Origin of the sequence: Arthrobacter sp. CAN_A2 (assembly GCF_015752045.1) — a bacterium.
In the GTDB taxonomy this organism is placed as follows: domain Bacteria; phylum Actinomycetota; class Actinomycetes; order Actinomycetales; family Micrococcaceae; genus Arthrobacter_D.
On record NZ_JADOUS010000001.1, the window covers coordinates 447188 to 464920 of the forward strand.

Annotated in this window: 17 protein-coding genes; 5 read left to right on the top strand and 12 right to left on the bottom strand. The window is 72.3% G+C overall.

Annotation, left to right across the window (positions count from 1 at the left end):
• Positions 1–7: 7 nt before the first annotated feature.
• The 6 genes from IWX63_RS01965 to IWX63_RS01990 form a co-directional block, all read right to left on the bottom strand.
• A complete protein-coding gene (locus IWX63_RS01965) occupies positions 8–976 on the bottom strand; it encodes an ABC transporter substrate-binding protein (protein WP_199276449.1) in 969 nt (322 codons plus the stop codon).
• Positions 973–1719 carry an ABC transporter permease gene (locus IWX63_RS01970; protein WP_199276450.1) on the bottom strand — a complete coding sequence of 249 codons (747 nt, stop codon included), beginning with the start codon at positions 1717–1719 and terminating at the stop codon, positions 973–975. The genes IWX63_RS01965 and IWX63_RS01970 overlap by 4 nt, the downstream gene beginning before the upstream one ends.
• Positions 1719–2414 carry an ABC transporter permease gene (locus IWX63_RS01975; protein WP_199276451.1) on the bottom strand — a complete coding sequence of 232 codons (696 nt, stop codon included), beginning with the start codon at positions 2412–2414 and terminating at the stop codon, positions 1719–1721. The genes IWX63_RS01970 and IWX63_RS01975 overlap by 1 nt, the downstream gene beginning before the upstream one ends.
• A 2-nt stretch (positions 2415–2416) precedes the next feature.
• Positions 2417–3568, bottom strand: coding sequence for an ABC transporter ATP-binding protein (locus tag IWX63_RS01980; RefSeq protein WP_199276452.1), 1152 nt, complete (start codon positions 3566–3568; stop codon positions 2417–2419).
• A gap of 189 nt (positions 3569–3757) precedes the next feature.
• Positions 3758–4711, bottom strand: coding sequence for an N-acetylglucosamine kinase (locus IWX63_RS01985; protein ID WP_199276453.1), 954 nt, complete (start codon positions 4709–4711; stop codon positions 3758–3760).
• A gap of 67 nt (positions 4712–4778) precedes the next feature.
• Positions 4779–6023, bottom strand: coding sequence for an MFS transporter (locus IWX63_RS01990; protein WP_199276454.1), 1245 nt, complete (start codon positions 6021–6023; stop codon positions 4779–4781).
• A gap of 163 nt (positions 6024–6186) precedes the next feature.
• Between IWX63_RS01990 and IWX63_RS01995 the strand changes: the two genes are divergently transcribed.
• The gene (locus IWX63_RS01995; RefSeq protein WP_199276455.1) at positions 6187–6669 is read left to right on the top strand and encodes an Lrp/AsnC family transcriptional regulator; all 483 of its coding nucleotides are present in this window, start codon (positions 6187–6189) and stop codon (positions 6667–6669) included.
• A gap of 42 nt (positions 6670–6711) precedes the next feature.
• Positions 6712–7590 carry a metal-dependent hydrolase gene (locus IWX63_RS02000; protein ID WP_199276456.1) on the top strand — a complete coding sequence of 293 codons (879 nt, stop codon included), beginning with the start codon at positions 6712–6714 and terminating at the stop codon, positions 7588–7590.
• Positions 7591–7606: 16 nt separating this feature from the next.
• Here the strand turns inward: IWX63_RS02000 and IWX63_RS02005 are convergent, their stop codons facing one another.
• The 4 genes from IWX63_RS02005 to galU form a co-directional block, all read right to left on the bottom strand.
• Positions 7607–8917, bottom strand: coding sequence for a phosphotransferase family protein (locus IWX63_RS02005; RefSeq protein WP_199276457.1), 1311 nt, complete (start codon positions 8915–8917; stop codon positions 7607–7609).
• Between the two features lie 63 nt (positions 8918–8980).
• Positions 8981–9985, bottom strand: coding sequence for a hypothetical protein (locus IWX63_RS02010; protein ID WP_199276458.1), 1005 nt, complete (start codon positions 9983–9985; stop codon positions 8981–8983).
• A gap of 120 nt (positions 9986–10105) precedes the next feature.
• Positions 10106–10711, bottom strand: coding sequence for a GNAT family N-acetyltransferase (locus IWX63_RS02015; protein WP_442859080.1), 606 nt, complete (start codon positions 10709–10711; stop codon positions 10106–10108).
• A 30-nt stretch (positions 10712–10741) separates the two neighbouring features.
• Positions 10742–11644: a UTP--glucose-1-phosphate uridylyltransferase GalU gene (gene galU, locus IWX63_RS02020; protein WP_199276460.1), complete on the bottom strand. Its 903-nt coding sequence runs from the start codon at positions 11642–11644 to the stop codon at positions 10742–10744.
• A 56-nt stretch (positions 11645–11700) separates the two neighbouring features.
• Here galU and IWX63_RS02025 point away from each other — a divergent pair, with 56 nt between their 5' ends.
• The 3 genes from IWX63_RS02025 (at position 11701) to cpaB (ending at position 13572) form a co-directional block, all read left to right on the top strand.
• A complete protein-coding gene (locus IWX63_RS02025) occupies positions 11701–12378 on the top strand; it encodes a 5-formyltetrahydrofolate cyclo-ligase (RefSeq protein WP_199276461.1) in 678 nt (225 codons plus the stop codon).
• Positions 12379–12464: 86 nt separating this feature from the next.
• Positions 12465–12800 carry an FmdB family zinc ribbon protein gene (locus IWX63_RS02030; RefSeq protein WP_199276462.1) on the top strand — a complete coding sequence of 112 codons (336 nt, stop codon included), beginning with the start codon at positions 12465–12467 and terminating at the stop codon, positions 12798–12800.
• 100 nt (positions 12801–12900) lie between these two features.
• Complete coding sequence (gene cpaB / locus IWX63_RS02035; RefSeq protein ID WP_199276463.1) at positions 12901–13572, top strand: Flp pilus assembly protein CpaB; 672 nt, start codon at positions 12901–12903, stop codon at positions 13570–13572.
• 53 nt (positions 13573–13625) lie between these two features.
• Here cpaB and IWX63_RS16685 read toward each other — a convergent pair whose 3' ends face one another.
• The gene (locus IWX63_RS16685) at positions 13626–13808 is read right to left on the bottom strand and encodes a hypothetical protein (RefSeq protein ID WP_334685553.1); all 183 of its coding nucleotides are present in this window, start codon (positions 13806–13808) and stop codon (positions 13626–13628) included.
• Between the two features lie 18 nt (positions 13809–13826).
• A complete protein-coding gene (locus IWX63_RS02040) occupies positions 13827–17717 on the bottom strand; it encodes a DUF4011 domain-containing protein (RefSeq protein WP_334685554.1) in 3891 nt (1296 codons plus the stop codon).
• Positions 17718–17733: the final 16 nt, after the last annotated feature.

The window sequence follows — 17733 nt, forward strand, 5'->3', positions numbered from 1 at the left end:
CGGAGGACTAGCCGGCGAGGCCCTTCTCGGCGAGCCAGTCGGCCGCCGCGTCCGCGGGGTTCCGCTTCTCGTCGCCGCTGACCTCGCGGTTCAGGGACAGCAGGTCATCCGTGGTCAGCTGGGCCGACACCTCGTTGAGGACGTTCTGCGCCTCCTCGTTCACCGTGTCGGTGTTGATGAGCGGAAGGACCTGCTGCGCGATGAAGTTGTTCTCCGGGTCCTCGAGGACCACGAGATCGTTGTCGTCGATCGACGGCGTCGTCGTGTAGATGTCCGCCGCCTGCACGTCGTCGTTCAGGAGGGCCTGCAGGGTGATGTCCCCACCGCCGTCGTTGATGGCCTCGAACCCGCCGGGCTCGCAGTCGTACTTCGCCTTGAGGCCGGGCAGGCCGTAGGCGCGCTCCTGGAACGTGCTGGGCGCGCCGATGACGATCTCACCGCACACCTTCGCGAGGTCCTCGATCGAGCTGAGGCTGTACTTCTCGGCGGTCGCCGCGGTCACCACGAGGGCGTCCTTGCTCTCCGCCTCCGAGGGTTCCAGCACCGAGAGGTTCACGTCGGGCGACTTCGCGGACAGGGCGTCCGGGAGGGCGGCGAAGATGTCCTCGGCGGACTCGGCGGTCGCCTCCGGGTCGGCGAAGAGCAGCAGGTTGCCGCTGTAGTCCGGGATGATGTCGACCGACCCGTCCTCCAGTGCGGTGTAGTAGATCTCCCGCGAGCCGATGTTGAGCTTGGTCGTGGCCTCGACACCGGCGGCGTTGAGCGCTCCCGCGTAGATCTCGGCGACGATCTGGCTCTCGGGGAAGTCGGCCGAACCGACGACGACGGAGCCGCCGTCCGCAGCGGCCGTGTCCTGTGTCTCACCCTGGGGGTCGCTGTTGGCACCGCAGGCAGTCAACGCCAGCGCGGCCGTCAGGCCGCCAGCCAGTCCCATCAAAGCGCGCCGTCCGGCGCGTTGTGCTGACAGGTTCTTCATGTTGTTCCTCCTTGTGCACTGGCGACGGCCTTCTGCCGGCCAGATCCTTGAGCCCTCACCCGATCCGAGGTCCGGAGTCCGGGTGAGATGACGATTCTCTGCAGCAGTCCCATGAGCAGATCGACGGCGATCGCCAGGACCGTGATGACCACGGCGCCGCCGAAGAGACGCCCGTAGTCGGCGAGCTGTGTCCCCTCGACGAGGTAGACCCCGAGCCCGCCGAGGTTGATGAAGGCGACGACGGCGACGGTCGCGATGACCTGCAGCAGGGCCGCGCGCACTCCCCCGAGGATCACCGGGAGCCCGTTGGGCACCTCGACCCGCAGCAGGATCTGCCGTTCCCCCATGCCCATGCTCCGCGCGGCGTCCACCACCGTGCGGTCCACCGAGGAGATCCCGGCGTAGATGCCGCTGAGCAGGGGCGGTACGGCGAGCAGCACGAGCGCCCAGATGGGCGGCATGAGGCCGAGGCCGGCGAGCAGGACGAACAGGAAGACCAGGCCGAGCGTCGGCAGGGCGCGGAGGATGCCCACGCCCGAGACGATCACGATGCGTCCGCGCCCGGTATGGCCCACGTAGAGGCCGATCGGGACGGCGATCACGAGGGCGATGAGCATCGTCAGGCTGGTGTAGCCGAGGTGCTCGACGACGCGCACCGGGATGCCGCGCTCACCCTCCCAGTTGGCGGGCGCGGTCAGCCACTCCCACATCTGCACGAAGAGGTTGTCACTCGTGTAGTCCATCAGGCACCCGCAACTTTCGCCTCGAGGGCCACGATCTCCGCGTCCGGTGCACCGCCGGCCGAGACCTTCCGCGTCCACGGCGTCAGGAGCCGCTCCGCGAGCACGAGCAGGAGGTCCATCACCAGCGCGAGCAGCAGGATGATGATGATCCCGACGGCGATCTCGGTCGGGAAGGACCGGAACAGGCCGTCCGTGAACAGCGTCCCGAGGCTCGGCACGCCGATCAGCGCGCCGACGCTGACGAGCGAGATGTTGGTGACGGAGACGACGCGCAGCCCGGCGAAGAGCACGGGCAGCGAGAGCGGGAGGTCCACGGTCAGGAACCGGCGGACAGGCGTGTAGCCCACGGCGACGGCTGCCTGCCGGACGCCGTCGTCGATCGAGTTCAGCGCGTCGAGCGTGGACCGCACGAGCAGCGAGAAGGCGTAGATCGCGAGGGCCACGATGACGTTGACCGGGTCGATGACCCGGGTGCCCAGCACCACGGGCAGGAACACGAACATCGCCAGGGACGGGATCGTGTAGAGGATCGAGGACCCGGTGAGCAGGATCGATCCGACGACGGGGTTGAGCCGTGCGAGCTGCGCGAACGGCACCGCGGCGAGCAGCCCGAGGAGCAGTGGCACGATGGCCTGGAAGAGGTGCAGGCGCGTGTGCAGCCAGACGAAGTCGAGGTTTGCGAGGAACCAGTCCATGGCTAGACCGCCGTGTTGTGGTCGGCGCGGCCCCGGTCGAGCCGGGCGGCCTCGATGAGCTCGAAGACCTCGGCCGCATGGACGACGCCGACCGCACGGCCGTCGTCGTCGACCGTCACGCCCAGGCCCGACGGCGACGAGAGCGCGGCGTCGAGCGCCCGCCGCAGGGTGTCGCCGCGCGTGTAGAGGGATCCCCCGGGGACGGCGTCGGCCTGCCGGGCGATGCTGTCGCGGGTGGCCTGCGGCACCCACCCGTGCGGGCGTCCGTCGGCGTCGACCAGCAGCGTCCACGGCGAGCGCACCGACACGGTCGGATCGGCGAGCTGATCGGCCTCGATGGTCTCCACAGGATGGACGGTGACGCCCGCGCCAGGCTGGAAGGAGAGGTGGCGGAAGCCGCGGTCGCGCCCTACGAACCCGGCCACGAAGTCGTCGACGGGGGCGCGGAGGATCTCCTCGGGGGCTGCGTACTGCGCGAGGCGTCCGCCGACGGCGAAGACGGCCACCTTGTCGCCGAGGACGGTCGCCTCGTCGATGTCGTGGGTGACGAAGACGATGGTCTTGGCGAGGTCCCGCTGCAGGCGCAGCAGCTCCTCCTGCAGTTCGGCGCGGACCACGGGGTCGACGGCGCTGAAGGGCTCGTCCATGAGGAGGATGGGAGGATCGGCCGCGAGCGCCCGTGCGACGCCGACGCGCTGCTGCTGCCCGCCGGAGAGCTGCCCGGGGTACCGCCCGCCCAGCTCGGGCGCGAGGCCGACGACGGCGAGGAGCTCCTTCGCGCGTGCCCGGGCCTCGGCCTTCCGGACGCCGTTGAGGCGCGGGACCGTCGCGATGTTGTCGAGCACGGACCGGTGCGGCAGGAGGCCCGAGGACTGCATGACGTACCCCATGGAGCGCCGCAGCTCGGAGGCCTTCTGCTGGGAGACGTCCTGGCCGTCCACCAGGATCAGGCCCGACGTCGGCTCGACCATGCGGTTGATCATGCGCAGGGAGGTCGTCTTGCCGCAGCCCGAGGGTCCGACGAAGACGGTGATCTTCCCGCGCTCGATGTCCATGGTGAGGTCGTCCACCGCGGGGCGGCCGCCGTCGTACGTCTTGGTGACGCCGCGGAATTCGATCTGGTGCCGGGTGCCGGCCTGCTCGGGGGGTGTCATGGCAGCTGTGCCTTTCGTGGCAGGAGCTTCTCGGCCGGGCTGCGCCCACGGACCGCACCCATGCGGTTCCTGCTTGCCGTCTGGTAGGTCGCTGCACAAGGCGCGCAGCGGGTCAGTTCAAGCTGTCGAAGGTTCTGAGTCTAACCATGCCTTCGGAGCAGACAACACCGCGGGTTGGTGATGCCTGCGTCACACGAGGAACCGGACACCCATCACGGGGTCCTCGTCGAGGACCACGAGGTCGGTGATGCCCTCCTCCGCGAGCCGCGTCCGGAGGCGCTCCTGCAGTGCCGGCTGATGCATCGCGAGCCCGCCGCCCAGCACCACGGGTCCTGGCACCCCGATCACGGAGGCGACGTCGAGCACGAGGCGCGCGAGGTCGGTGGCCACGCGGTCGAGGATGGCCGCGGCGTCGTGGTCGCCGTCCCGTGCGGCGTCGAACACCGCACGGGACTGCGCCGCCCAGTAGGTGCGCCCGGCGCCCGAGTGGAACATGCCGATGAGTTCGGTGGGGGTGGCGACGCCGTTGAGGGCGAGCACCGCGGTGTCGAGGGCGTCGGGGGCCTGCCCGACGTCGTGCCGGTGCAGGGCCCGGCGGACCGCCTCACGGGCCACCCAGTACCCGCTGCCCTCGTCACCGAGGAGGTAGCCCCAGCCCCCGGAGCGTGCCTGCCGGCCGTCACGGGTGACGCCCCAGGCCACGGAGCCGGTACCGGCGATGACGGCGATGCCCGCGTGGGCCCCTCCCGCCGCGAGGATGAGGCGGGTGTCGTGGACCACCTCGATGACGGCGTGCGGCGCGTGGGGTGCGATCAGTGCGCGGAGGCGGTCGGCGTCCGCGGCCGTGTCCACCCCGCCGGAGCCTGCGACGACCCGCGCGATTGCGCCCGCGTCAGCGCCCTCCAGGAGTGCGTGGAACAGCTTGCCCAGGCTGCGGGCGGCGGTCTCCGTGGTGACGTTCTGGACGTTGGCACTTCCCGCCTTCGCCTCGGCGACGAGCCGCTCGCCGCGCCAGAGCGCGCCGTGCGTCTTGGAGCCACCGATGTCGAGGCCGACGACGAGCGGCGCGGAATCGGTGCCCGTGCCCGGACCCCCGCCGGTGGTGGACGGGGGCTGAACGGGTGGCGCGGGGGTCTCGGACATGCCTACAGCCTACAAACAGGCCGGGACGAGGCCGCCGGGGCCGGCAGGGTCAGTGGGGCCGGCAGGGTCAGCGCGGAGCCCTGGACCGGAGGACCAGCGAGCCCGCGGCGAGGAGGGCGCAGACCGCGCAGATCGCCAGCGCGAAGACGGTGACCGAGGCGTTCAGGCCCCAGGTGCCCGCGGCAGCGCCGAGGCCGAGGACCGGGACGGCGCTGCCGAGGTAGGTGATGACGTAGACGGCGCTGACCGTCTGCGCGTGCAGGGCCGGGTCGACCTTCACGGATACCTCGTTGAAGACCACCCGGAAGGCCATGCCCTGGCCGAACCCGGCGACGACGCACGCCCCGATGAGCAGGGGGAGGCTGCCGGTCTGCTGTGCGACGGGCAGGAGGCCCACGCCCACCGCCATCCCGGCGAGTCCCGCGGGGACCACGAACCGTCCGCGCGGCGAGACCAGCTGGCTGACGGCGGAGGAGCCGAGCACGAGCGCGGCGAGGAGGCCGATCAGCGGACGGGAGGTCGTCCCGGCGATGCCCGCGAACCAGGTGGGCGCGAGGCTGAGGGTGAACCCGAACACCGCGAAGCTCAGGAACCCGACGGACGACGCCGTCCAGAAGGAGCGGCGCGCCTCCCTCGACACGGCCGGCCTGCGCGGCCGCAGGACGGCCAGGGGCTTCCCGGCCGCTACGGGCTTGATCGCCGGGCGCGCGCGGAGCAGCACCAGCGGGATCAGGAGGCTTGCGAGCGCCACGAGGTACACGACGAACGGGGTCCTCGTGGGCGAGGGCAGGAGTGAAAGCAGTCCACCGATCACCGGGCCGGCAGCGACCCCGCCGGCCGAGGCCATGAGCGTGAACCGGGAGGCCCAGTCCGGGCGGGCCGGCAGCAGGTCGCGGAGCGCGGCAGCACTGGCGCCCGTCGCCAGGGCGACGGCCCCGCCCTGGAGCATGCGTCCGGCGGCGAGCATCGGCAGCGAGGTGGCGATGGCAAAGAGCGCGGCGCCGGCGAGCCCGAGGATGACGGCGAGGACGAGTGCGGCCCGCCGTCCGATGTGGTCCGACCAGTGGCCGGCGTGGACCAGCCCGCCGATCAGGGCCACGACGTAGGACGCGAAGGCGACCGTGACGGCGAAGGGGGACAGGCCGAGCTCGGCCTGGATGAGCGGGTAGAGCGGGGTGGCCAGGTTGGCGCCGATCAGGAGGGTCGAGATCACGGTCACGGCCAGCACGAGCCGGACAGCGAGCGACGCGTCCCACCGCCGTGCCCCGACCGCCGCCGCAGGCCTCATCCGCAGCTCGTCGATGACGCTCATCCCACCCCTTGTCCTCTCGTGCGCCCGGAGCGGGCGCTTCCTGGCACGCTCATGCACGGCCCCCTATAGGATGGGGCGGATTGACCGCGGTGCTCCGTTGCAGCTCTGATATTTGAGCGCGGTGCGCAACACAGCGGAGACCGACTGATGGGAAGTGAGCGTCGTGAGCAAGCTGGACAACCTCGATCTGCGACTGCTGCTCGAGCTCGTGAGGGATCCCCGGGCGCAGGTGAGCGAACTGGGTGAGCTGCTCGGTGTGGCCCGCAACACGGCGCAGAGCCGCATCCGCAGGCTCCTGCGGACCGGCACGCTGCGCCGCAGCGGGCGTGAACTCGATCTGGAGGCGCTCGGCTACGACGTCGTCGCGTTCGTCACCCTCGAGGTGTCCCACCGCGAGCTCGACGGCGTCATCGCCGGTCTCCGCACCCTGCACCAGGTCCTCGAGGTGCACGAGATCTCGGGGCGGGGCGACGTCTGGTGCAGGGTCACCGCCACCGACACCCACAACCTGCAGTCCGCGCTGCGGTCCGTCCTGAGGATCAAGGGCGTCATCCGCACCGAGACCGTCCTCGCCCTGCACGAGCACATCCCCTACCGCACCGAGCCCCTGCTCGAGCGCCTCGCCCAGCGTCCCGCGGACGCCTGAGCGACGTGGCGCCCGAGCACGAACCACGTCGAGGAGACCCCGATGACCCTGCCCACCACCGACACCCGCGTCACCTACCCCTCCGGGGCCACCGAAGCGGCCTCCCGGATCCTGCACGTGGAACAACGCGGCGGCCGACACGCGGTCCTGCTCGACACCACCGCCTTCCACCCGGTGGACCATGCCTGGCCGGACCAGGGCGCGGACCGCGGCGTGCTCGAGGTCGCTGACCGCAGCTGGGCCGTGACCGACTGCGTCGTCGGAGCGACCGACGGCACCAGCCTGTACCTCGGTGCGGATTCACCCGTCCGCAAGGGCACCGAGGGGTGGGCGTTCGTCGTCGTCCATCTGATCGACGGGGCGGAGGGTGACGGTCCGGCGGAGGGCGACGACGCCGTCGTCCGGGTCGAGGCCGCCCAGCGAGCCGCCGTGTCCGCCGGACACACCGGGTGCCACCTCGCCTCACTGGCCCTGAACCGGGCGCTGGCCGGCCGCTGGAAGAAAGACGTGGCGGCCGACGCCCTCGGCGCACCGAATTTCGACGCGCTGGCGATCGACACGACGGTGATCAGCGAGTTCGCGTCCGTCGACCGGTACCGCCTCGGCAGATCCCTGCGCAGGAAGGGCTTCTCCCTCGAGGACCTCGACGCCGGGGCCACGGCCGCAGCGGTGAATGCCACGCTCGCCGGATGGACGGCCACCGGCGCCCCCATCAGCATCGGGACCGACGGCGGCGGACTCACCGACCGGCGCCGCTGGGTCTGCGACCTGCCCGGGGAACGCGCCGAGATCCCCTGCGGCGGCACCCACCTGACCTCACTGGCCGGCGTGGACGTCACCGTCCGGCTCGAACTCTCCGAGGAGGACGGGACACCGGTCCTGCAGATGGATACCCGGGTCGGCGTCCCGGCGTCCGCCTGAGGACCCCTCCGGGACGCTAAGTCCGGCGCCGGCGGGGCGCGACACGGAGTTGCTGCGCCCCGGCCAGGAACTGCTCGGCCACCTCCAGCCGCGACACCGCCTCGGGCGTGCCGTCGTCCCCGGCCGCTGCGCCCTCGCTGCCATCCGCACGGCGTCGTGCTCCCGCGACGAGGGTGAGGCTGACGGCGGCCGCACGGCTCCTGAGGGCCACGGGGTCGACGCGGCGGTCGAAGGCCGCCAGGAAGCGCCGCAGCGCCTCCGGCACCTGCGCGTATCCGGTGTGCAGCGCGGGCAGGACGGCGAGGTGCCCCAGGAAGCAGGCGAGGTCGTCCACGAGGTGGCCAGGCCCCAGCGCGTCGACGTCCAGGAGCCCGGACACCGCCCCATCCTCGATCAGGAGGTTCCCCTCGTAGAAGTCGCCGTGCGTCGGCACGACGGGGCCGCCGTCGCTGGCGCGGACGACGGCGTCGATGGCCGCAGCGAGGCGGCGGATGCGATCGGCCTCCTTCGGCAGCGCCGCTACGGCGCCCTCCCCGTAGTCCCGGACCCTGGACGCCCACGGCGGGCGCGCCGGGAGCGAGAGGACCTCGGTCGGCAGCGAGGCGAGGACCCGCAGCAGCGCATCGGGTTCGACGCCGGCCGCGCCGTCGCGCATGAGGAGTTCCGCGAGCGGGGTGCCGGGAGCCGCGTGCATGGCGACGACGTCCCGCACCGGTCCGGCGGCGAGGGCGGGAGCGGGGACGCCGGCCGCCCGCAGCATCCGGTGCCGCTCGGCGAGCGGCCCCGCCGCGTGCTGCCGGAGCACCTTGAGATAGCGTCGCTCATCCCCGTTACGTGCCAGCACCACGGCACGACGTAGCGGCCGGTAGCTCCTGAGCTCCACCCGTGTCGCCCCGGCCCCGTACCCGTTCCCGAAGGCGAACCGCGTGACCGCGTCGGGGTCGAGTGCCGAGGGGAGCCCCGGCAGGAGCGGATCGTCGGGGTGCACCCACGCCGAGAGGGTCCCGACGCCGCGCCGGTGGAACACGGTGACTCCGCCGGGAGGATGCGGGAGCGGGCAGGAGGTGATGCAGGCGTGGGTGGGCGCGGGCCCGGGAGGCGCCCCGGGGCCGTTGCCGGGCATGCCGCCGTCCGGGGTGGTGACCTCGACGGAGAAGACGCCCGTCGCCCCGGCCCCCGGCCGGTGGTGCAGGGACGCGAGCTGCCAGGTGCCGAGCTCCCATCCGGCGGCGGCGAGGACGCGCCGCAGGAAGTCCTCGGGCGCGTCCGAGCCCAGGAGTGCGATGGCTTCCTGCTCCCGGGTGACGTGGATGTCCCGTGCCCTCATGCGATCCCGGCCGGACGCTACGCGCGCAGGTCCGGGGTCGCTGCCGGTGTCATGCCGGGTCCGTCAGGCGCGCCGACGCTGCAGCACGTCGTCGAGGTTGATGCGACCCGTCGCGGGGGCGGCGTCGTCCGTTGTCACCGTGGTGTCAGCGGTGTCCGTGGTCCCGGCCGTGCTCGCGGCGACGCGGGCTGCGGCCTCCGACGCCTTGATGGGCGTCCTGGATACGGCCTTCGGGGCCTCGGGCAGATCGAGGGGCGCGGGGGCCTGGCGTTCGGCCTTCGCGGCATCGACATACGTGGGACGCGGTACCTCGACCGGAGCCCACGCCGTGGACCCCTGCGCCGGGGCGGCGAGCGTGGGCTCGGTCGGCACCGCGGCGGGTGCAGCCACGACCGGTCCCGCCTGACGGACCTCCACGGCGGATGAGCCGTGGGCACCGGCGAGCGCGGCTGTCCGCCGCTCCATCGCGGTGAGGGGGCGGGCGGGGGTCTGCTGGGCGTCGAACAGGAGGGTCGGTCGCGGGGGCGCGGCGGGGGTCTGCGGGTGCATCGGGGCCGCCCGAGGGGCGTCCTCGGGCGCGGGGCCCCGGACAGGTGCCATCGCTTCGGCGAATGCACGGTTCACGCGGTCCCGCCGGGCGCGGACGGCGAGCAGCCTCAGCGCGGCGACGGATGCGACCGTCCCGCCGAGGCATGCCAGCGGGACGAGGAGGGACACGAAGCCGATCGCGCCGAGCACGAGGGTGACGACGGTGCCGATGAGGCACAGGAGACCGGCCAGGGCGACGGCGATGCGTCCCCATCGCGGGGTAAAGGACTGCTGGCCGGACGCCGTCGTGGTGCCGGCCCGGACCACGGCCGTGCCCGGCCTCGTCCCGGGCGCGTCCCGGGTGGTCTCCGGGTGGCGTGCATCGTCCTGCGGCGCGGTCATCGTCATCATGCTCCCCCCGGGACGACGGGTCCCGGTCTTCAGCGTTGGGCGTCTGGTCCCGGCGAGGGCCGGAGTGGTCCTGCCGAGGAGGAACGGTGCTACCCACACCAGCCACATGCCGACGATTGCTGCGAGCACCAACGAGCTATCCAGAGAGAAGACCACACTCAGAACCGTAGAAGCACTTGCTGCCCGCCCCCCGCATTGGGGCCGGTGTGTCGGCGGCTGATATGCCTCCGGCGGCATCCAGTGCCGCGCTCACTCCCGCGGTGCCTCCCGGTTCTCGAGCCAGGGGCCGAGCAGACCCCGTGGCACATCCTCGGCGGTCAGCGCGAAACTCCTGTGGTCCGCCCACTGTCCCGCGATATGCAGGTAGCGCGGGCGGAGGCCCTCGTCGCGGAACTGCAGCTTCTCCACGACGCGCAGGCTCGCCCGGTTCTCGGGCCGGATGTTGATCTCCATCCGGTGGAGGCCGAGATCCCGGAAGCAGTAGTCGGTCGCCAGCGCGACCGCCGTCGGCGCGATCCCCCGGCCGGCCCGGTCGGCGTCGACCCAGTAGCCGAGGGTCGCCGTCATCGCGGAGCCCCACGTGATGCCCGATACCGTCAGCTGTCCCACGAGGCGTGCATCCCGGGACCCGGGCTGCTGCTCCGTGATGAGGAACGGCAGCGCGGCCCCGGCCCGCGCCTGGGACGTCAGGGAGCGCACCATCTGGTGGTAGGTGGGCAGGAAGCCCTCCGGGTCCGGGTTGGAGGCCTCCCAGGGCGCGAGCCAGGCGGCGTTGCGGTGCCGCAACGCCGTCCAGGCTGCCTTGTCCCTGTGGCGGATGGGCCTCAGGACCAGCGATCCGGTCCTGAGGTTCACGGGCCAGCTGGTTGCCGACCACACGGCGGACTACTCCGGGATGTTCTTGCTGAAGTCCTTGATCCAGGCACGGAGGTCCGGACCGAGGTCTTCACGCTCCGACGCGAGGGTCACCACGGCCTTCAGGTAGCTCAGCTTGTCACCCGTGTCGTAGCGGCGTCCGCGGAAGACGACTCCGTACACGCCGGACCCCTCGCCCTCGGCACTGGCGAGGGTCTGCAGGGCGTCGGTCAGCTGGATCTCGCCGCCGCGGCCCGGCGCGGTGGTCTCGAGTACGTCGAACACACGGGGGTGCAGGACATAGCGGCCGATCACGGCGAGGTTCGACGGCGCGTCCTCGACGGCCGGCTTCTCGACGAGGTGGTTCACACGGACGTGGCCTTCACCCTCGATCTCGGTGATGTCCGCACAGCCGTAGGCGCTGATCTGCTGGGGATCCACCTCGATCAGGGCGACGACGGATCCACCGGTCTTCGCCTGCACCTCGATCATGGTGGTCAGCAGGGGGTCGCGCTCGTCGATCAGGTCGTCACCGAGCAGGACGGCGAACGGCTCGTTGTTGACGTGCAGCTTGGCGCGCAGCACGGCATGGCCGAGGCCCTTCGGGTCGCCCTGGCGCAGGTAGTGGATGTCCCCGAGCTCCGAGGGGCGCCGCACGGCGGCGAGCTTGTCGTGGTCGCCCTTGTCCTCGAGGGTCTGCTCGATGAAGGGGACGCGGTCGAAGTGGTCCTCGAGAGCACGCTTGTTGCGCCCGGTGATCATCAGGACGTCGGACAGTCCGGCGTCCACGGCCTCCTGCACCACGTACTGGATCGCGGGCTTGTCGACGACCGGGAGCATCTCCTTCGGCATCGCCTTGGTTGCGGGAAGAAAGCGGGTTCCCAGCCCGGCCGCGGGGATGACGGCCTTAGTCACACGTGATCGCAAAGTCATGGGCACCACATTACATAACGGTCCCCCTCTTCCCGCGAGCTCTGCACAATGGTGGAATGACGCCTTCTGCTCGTGATACCGAACCCGCCACGGATGCCGCCGCGGACAAGGCCCGGCTGCGCCGGTCGCTCCGAGAGGCGCGTGCCGCCCTGGATCCGCTCGACCGGCAGGACCAGTCGCGGGCCCTCGCCCGCTCCGTGACGCAGTATCTCGAGAGGACCACCGCCCCGACCGGGGGCACGCCGTCCCGCCACGCCACGATCGCCGCCTACCTCGGCGTCGACCCTGAGCCGGGCACCGCACCGCTGCTCGGGGAACTGCACCGCCTGGGCTTCGGGGTGGTCGTGCCCGTCTGCGAGCGCGGATACCAGCTGTCCTGGACAACCTGGGCACCCGGCGTCGCGCTCGAGCGCTCCGTGCGCGCCCCGGTGTTCGAGCCCGTGGGCGCGCGGCGGTCGTTCGAGGAGCTCCAGGACGTCGCCCTCGTCCTCGTGCCCGCCCTGGCCGTGGACCGCTCCGGTCACCGGATCGGCCAGGGCGGCGGCTACTACGACCGGTTCCTCGCCCGGCATCCGCTCGGGCGGCCCGGCGCCGTTCCCCGACTGGGCGCGGTCTACCGCTCCGAGATCCTGCCCGCGGGCGCCGTCCCGGTCGAGCCCTGTGACCAACCCCTCCAGGGCACCTTCACCGCGGACGGGCTGCTGGGCTTCGAGGCACGCCGGCCCCCGGTGTAGACTGGCACTCGACCCCGGAGAGTGCCAACAGTCGTCACTGGAAGCGTGCCGGCCGGGGACCACGAAGCCTGTCCAGGAGGATCTCCATGCCCATGTACGCCTACGCCTGCAAGGACTGCGGCCACACCTTCGACATCCAGCAGTCCTTCTCCGACGACTCGCTGACCGTCTGCCCCGTCTGCGACGGCGCCCTGCGGAAGAAGTTCAACAGCGTGGGCGTGGTCTTCAAGGGCTCGGGCTTCTACCGCAACGACTCCCGTGACACGAAGTCGAGCACGGACGCGAAGACCGCTCCCGCGTCGCCGTCGTCGGGGTCCTCGGAGACCTCCGGTGCGTCCAGCACCGCCGGCGCATCGACGGGCTCCTCCTCCACCGCGTCGGCCACCCCGGCCGCGGCGGGAGCAGACCGCGCCGCCTCCTGACCGTCGTGCGACGCCGGGCGCGCGTCGCCGGCGTCGACTGATGTCCACATAGCGGCACCACGGCCTCGCGGGCGGTTCACCGCCCGCCTAGCGTCGGTCCATGCACACCGTCCGCCGCCCCCGGGGCGCGTCCCTCCGGCACCGCCTCCACCGCCTGGTGCACCGCCGCAGGAGGCTCCTGGCCTGCCTTCTCCTGTGCGCTGCCGCCGGCGTCGCCGTCGAGGCGGTCGTGGGAGAGGACCATCCGACGACGGCGGTCGTCAGTGCCGCCCACGACCTCGCCGTCGGGACCGTCCTGACGGATGCCGATGTGTCGATCGTCCGAATCCCCGACCAGGCCGTCGCCGCCGGTACCTTCCAGCACGCCGACGAGGTGGTGGGCCGGCAGCTGGCCACTCCCCTGCCGGAAGGCTTCCCGCTCGCCGCGACGGCCTTCGTCGGCGACGGCCTGCTGACCGGGATGGCGCCCGGCACCGTCGCGGTGCCGCTCCGTCCGGCCGACGCCGCCACGGTCCAGCTCCTGGCCCCGGGTCAGCGGGTGGACGTCATCCTCAGCACCGGCAACGGGTACGACGTCGCGGGCGACTCGACGGTCCTCGCCCGGTCGGTCGCCGTCCTGTGGACCGCGCCGGACGCCGGCAGCGGCACCTGGCCGGGCGCGGGGGACGACGGCGGGCTCGTCGTCGTCGCCGCGCGTCCGGAGGACGCCGCGACGCTCGCCGGGGCGCCCAGCTCCGGGGACGTCCACCTCGTCCTCACGAACGGCTCATGAGGACGGGCCGGCGCCCGCGGCGCCGCGACGTCCCCCTCCGGTCGCACCGGGGTTCAGCCCCAGTGCGGGGGCCGCTGCTCCCTGAGCCATGCGTCATGATCGTCCGAGGTGTCCCCCCACGACCTGGGGTCGTCCTCCCCGGCAGTCGCAGGGAGGACGGGGGCGGGCGCCGGGTCGATCCGGGGATCCTGGCCCGCGCTGACGGCGCGTTCCGGGTCCTGTCCGTCGTGGCTCATCCTGTGCGGGTCCTTCCGTCAGTTCGGCTGGTCCGCGGACCCGCGGGGCGGCAGCCCGATGAGGGCCGACGCGCGCTCCGCACAGCCATCCGGGTCCGTGAAGACCTCGATGGTCCACAGCGGCATGTAGCGCCACCCCATGCGCTCGAGGATCTGGGGCCGGAGCCTGCTGCGCTCGCGCACCGACATGGACCTGTAGCGGCCGGTCCCGTCCGATTCGATCGCGAGGGGGGCCGGGCGTTCGTCCTGCGCGGCGGCGGCACTCCCGTCCGCGCGGAGATCGGCGGGCCGCACCGCGACGATGTCGAGGACACCCGCGTAGTGGTCCCAGACCTCGGCACCGCGGTGCCGCAGCCGGTCCACGAGGTCCGCGACGAGCGGGTCCTCATTGCTCCCGGACACCGGCGTGACCTGCCCGGCGTCGCCGCCGAGTTCGCGCTGGAGCAGCTCGAAGAAGTCCAGGGCACCGGCGGTGAGGCGCTCCGGGTCGAGGTCGGAGGGCTCGAAGCACGTGAGCACGTGCTGCAGCCGGCGCGCGCGCGTCATCGCCATCACGAAGTTGCGGCGCCCGTCGGGGCCGGACAGCGGACCGAAGGAGTGCAGGGCACGCCCGTGGGGGGTCCGGCCGTAGCCGAGGGAGAAGATGATGTCGTCACGGACGAGGCCGCCGGCGCGTTCGACCGGAACCACACGGAAGGACTCCCGGCCCGGGATGAAGAACTCCGCGGCCCACGGGAACTCGGCCATCTGCAGCCGGATGGCTTCCCCGACCCGGGCGGCATGCCGGGAGCTCGCGGTGACGACGGCGAGGGAGGAGCTCGGACGGTGGCGGATGTGCTCGAAGACCAGTTCGACGACGCGGTTGACCTCGACATCGACGCTCTCCACGCCGTCGTGCTCGGAGCTCGGCATGCCCGTGCCGTTCGGCAGGTATTCGACCACGAGCCCGCGGCCCTCCCCGGTGACCTCGGAGGCCTGCGGCAGGCGGGTGAGCTTGCCGTCGTAGAACGAGTCGCTGAGGCAGGTCCCCAGGCCACGGTCCACCCCGCGGTACACCTCGGTCAGTCCGCGCACGGGCAGGACGGAGCGCAGGGCGTCGAAGGCGCTGGGCAGGGGTTCGAGGGCGGAGGCGCGGTCGGCGGACTGCACCTCGATGCTGAAGCGGGTGGGGGCGGCGAGGCGGTCGTCACCGAAGACCACGACCTGCGAGGAACGCGCCACGCAGGGCACCGCGCTCTGCAGGGACATCGACTCGCCGTCGAGGATGACGGCGGTGTCGAACCGGTAGTCCCCCGGCACTGCGCCCCTGATGGTCAGCGGACTCACGGCCCAGACGGGCAGCAGCGCCGCCACGAGGTCGCGGTGGAGGGCCGCGAAGACCTCCAGTGTCAGGGTGCCGTCCTTCAGCTCCTGGCGCAGCCTCCCGGCGTCCTCGGGGTGGCTCTCGACCGCGGCCCGCCAGCGTTCGGCGAGGATCCAGCGGACCCGGGCGGGTCCCGAGGCGATGTGCGCGTTGTCGGCGAGCCGGTACTCCGCCTCGAGCTTGCGGAGACTCGCGCCGTCGGACATCGCGACGTAGTCGTCCCCGCTGATCATGGCCTCGAGGGCGGACTGCCACCACGCGAGCTCGAGCTCGGCGCCTACGCGGTCGGCGGGCACCTCGCGGGCTGCGAGGTCGGTGAGCAGCTCCGCGAGACCCTGCTCGCGCATCTCGTCCAGGAGCAGCGTGCGCTCGGGGAGCGTCTCCAGCGTGTCCTTGTCCGCAGCGAGGTCGCGCAGCAGGGCCTCCAGGGCGTCCAGGGGCAGTCCGGCGAGGTCCGGGTGCTCCGCCGTGGGCCGGAGGGTCGCGGTGAGCTCCGCGAGGCGTCCCTCGACGGCACGGTAGGAGGCATGGATCTCGGCCAGCCCGGTCGGCACGGAGGGGTGCCGCTCGGTGAGGGCGTAGCGCGTCCACAGCGTGCGCTGCTGCTGCACCTCGAGCAGCGAGCTGTGGAGGTCGGAGATGTGGACGCCGGGCCGGATGTACTCCTTGGCGACGCGCCGCAGGCGGGAGCGTGTCATCGAGCTCATCTCGATGTCGCGTTCCTTCCGCCACGACGACGGCGCGGTGGCCGAGATCAGGTCCGTCACCGGGCGGTCGAAGATGTCGGGCGTGAACTTGTCGAGGCTGCCCCGCACGGCGAGGAGCAGCTCGAGCTGCTCCCCCCACTCCCTGAAGCTGTCGCCCAGGGTGATGTGCGAATGCTCCGCGACGCGCTGTACCTCGCCGCGCAGCTCGGGGATCCCGGTGGCGAGTTCCTCGGCGAGGCCGTGCGCGTGCTCGGTCTCCTTGCGGTTGAGCAGCTGCGCACCGTACCAGGGGCTCTCGGTCGACGCCTTGCTGAAGCTGCCCAGTTCGGCGGCCCGCTGGAGCCGCTCCGTGAGCTCCCTGCGGTCGGCGATGGAGTCGAGGACGCTGCGCTTGAGGCGCACCGTGGTGGACGGCGCCGGGTCGAGCGCGGTGAGTCCGGCCAGGGACTGCATCGCCTGGTAGGGCGAGCACCTCCAGCGGCTGCGCACGTCGTGGAGGCTGCGCACGTGCTCGATGAGCTGGTGCCGGTGGTCGGTCAGCGTGGAATGGAGGGTCTCGAGCGACGGTTCGGTCGCCTTCTCGTTCCGTACCAGGGCCCGGATGACGGACTCGCGCAGCTGGGCGGGACCGGTCTGGCTGCCGAGCTGGAGCACGAGGGAGCCGAGGTCCAGGCCGTCGAGGTCCTGGACGAACTCATTGAGCGTGCCACGACGCTCGGCGGCGATGATCACGCGACGGCCCGCGGCGGCCGACCTGGCCGCGAGGTTGAGCGCCGTCTGGGTCTGGCCCGTCCCGGGCGGGGCGGCCACGACGACGCTCACGCCGGAGGACGCGAGGTCGAGGACCTCCTGCTGGGCGCGGTCCGCGTCGAGGATCAGGAGCTCGTCTTGCGGGTCGCGCTCGTCGGGTGCCGGGAACGAGAGGCCATCGGCCGCCGTCGTGAGCGGGGCGGCCGCCTCCTGGCCCTGCGCCGATGCCAGGAGTGCCGCAAGCACGGGGTGTTCGGGGCGCAGGGCCGGGTCGCCCTTCACCCCGGCGAGGTCCGCGAAGGTGGACACGAGGATGCGGTGCTCCACCGACATGCCGCGCACGCCCTCGCTGAGGGCGCGCATGCGCTCGAGGACGGGATGCGGATCGAACCGGGCTGTCCCGTAGGCCAGGCGAGCGATGCCCGCCGGGTCGACCTGGAGGCCCTGCTGGTTCCGCAGGTGCCGGACCAGTGCCGGGTTCATGCTCGCCTGCTCGGTGATCTGGAGCTCGTAGTCGTCCTGCGACGCGTGGACGGTCAGGGACACGGCGGTCAGGAGCACGGGCGCGTTGAGGGTCTGCGAGCGTCCGGAGTCGTCCACGGAGCGCCAGGACGCCGTGCCTGCGGCCAGGTAGCCGACGTCGATCCCGCGTTCGGTCCCGAGTTCGAAGATCTTCGCGCGGAGGGCGCGGGCGGCGGCCTTCGCCGCGCTGTACTGCACCGGGTCGCGGAGGAGGGTCGACAGCCTCGTCCGGCGTCCGGCGAGGAGCTGCGCCAGGCCCGAGGGGTGGGCGTGGGTCAGGTCGATGCTGGTGCCGGCGGAGGGCCGGAAGTGGAGCAGGGTGTCCCCGCTGGCCTGCGGCCCGAGACCGTCGAGCCAGGGCTCGAGGAAGTCCTGCGCTGCTGAGCCCTCGGGCGACGCCGGCTGCTGCGGCGACGACGACGCGGGCTGCTGCTGTCCCGAGGCGGCGACCTGCCGGTCCTCCTGCGGCTGCTCCGCGGGCGCTCCTGCCGCGTCCCGCTGGTCCTGCTCCGGCACGACCGCCTTCTTCCCTGCATTGTCACGTGCTGATTTCGACCAGATGGGCATGTCTTCCAAGCTATCC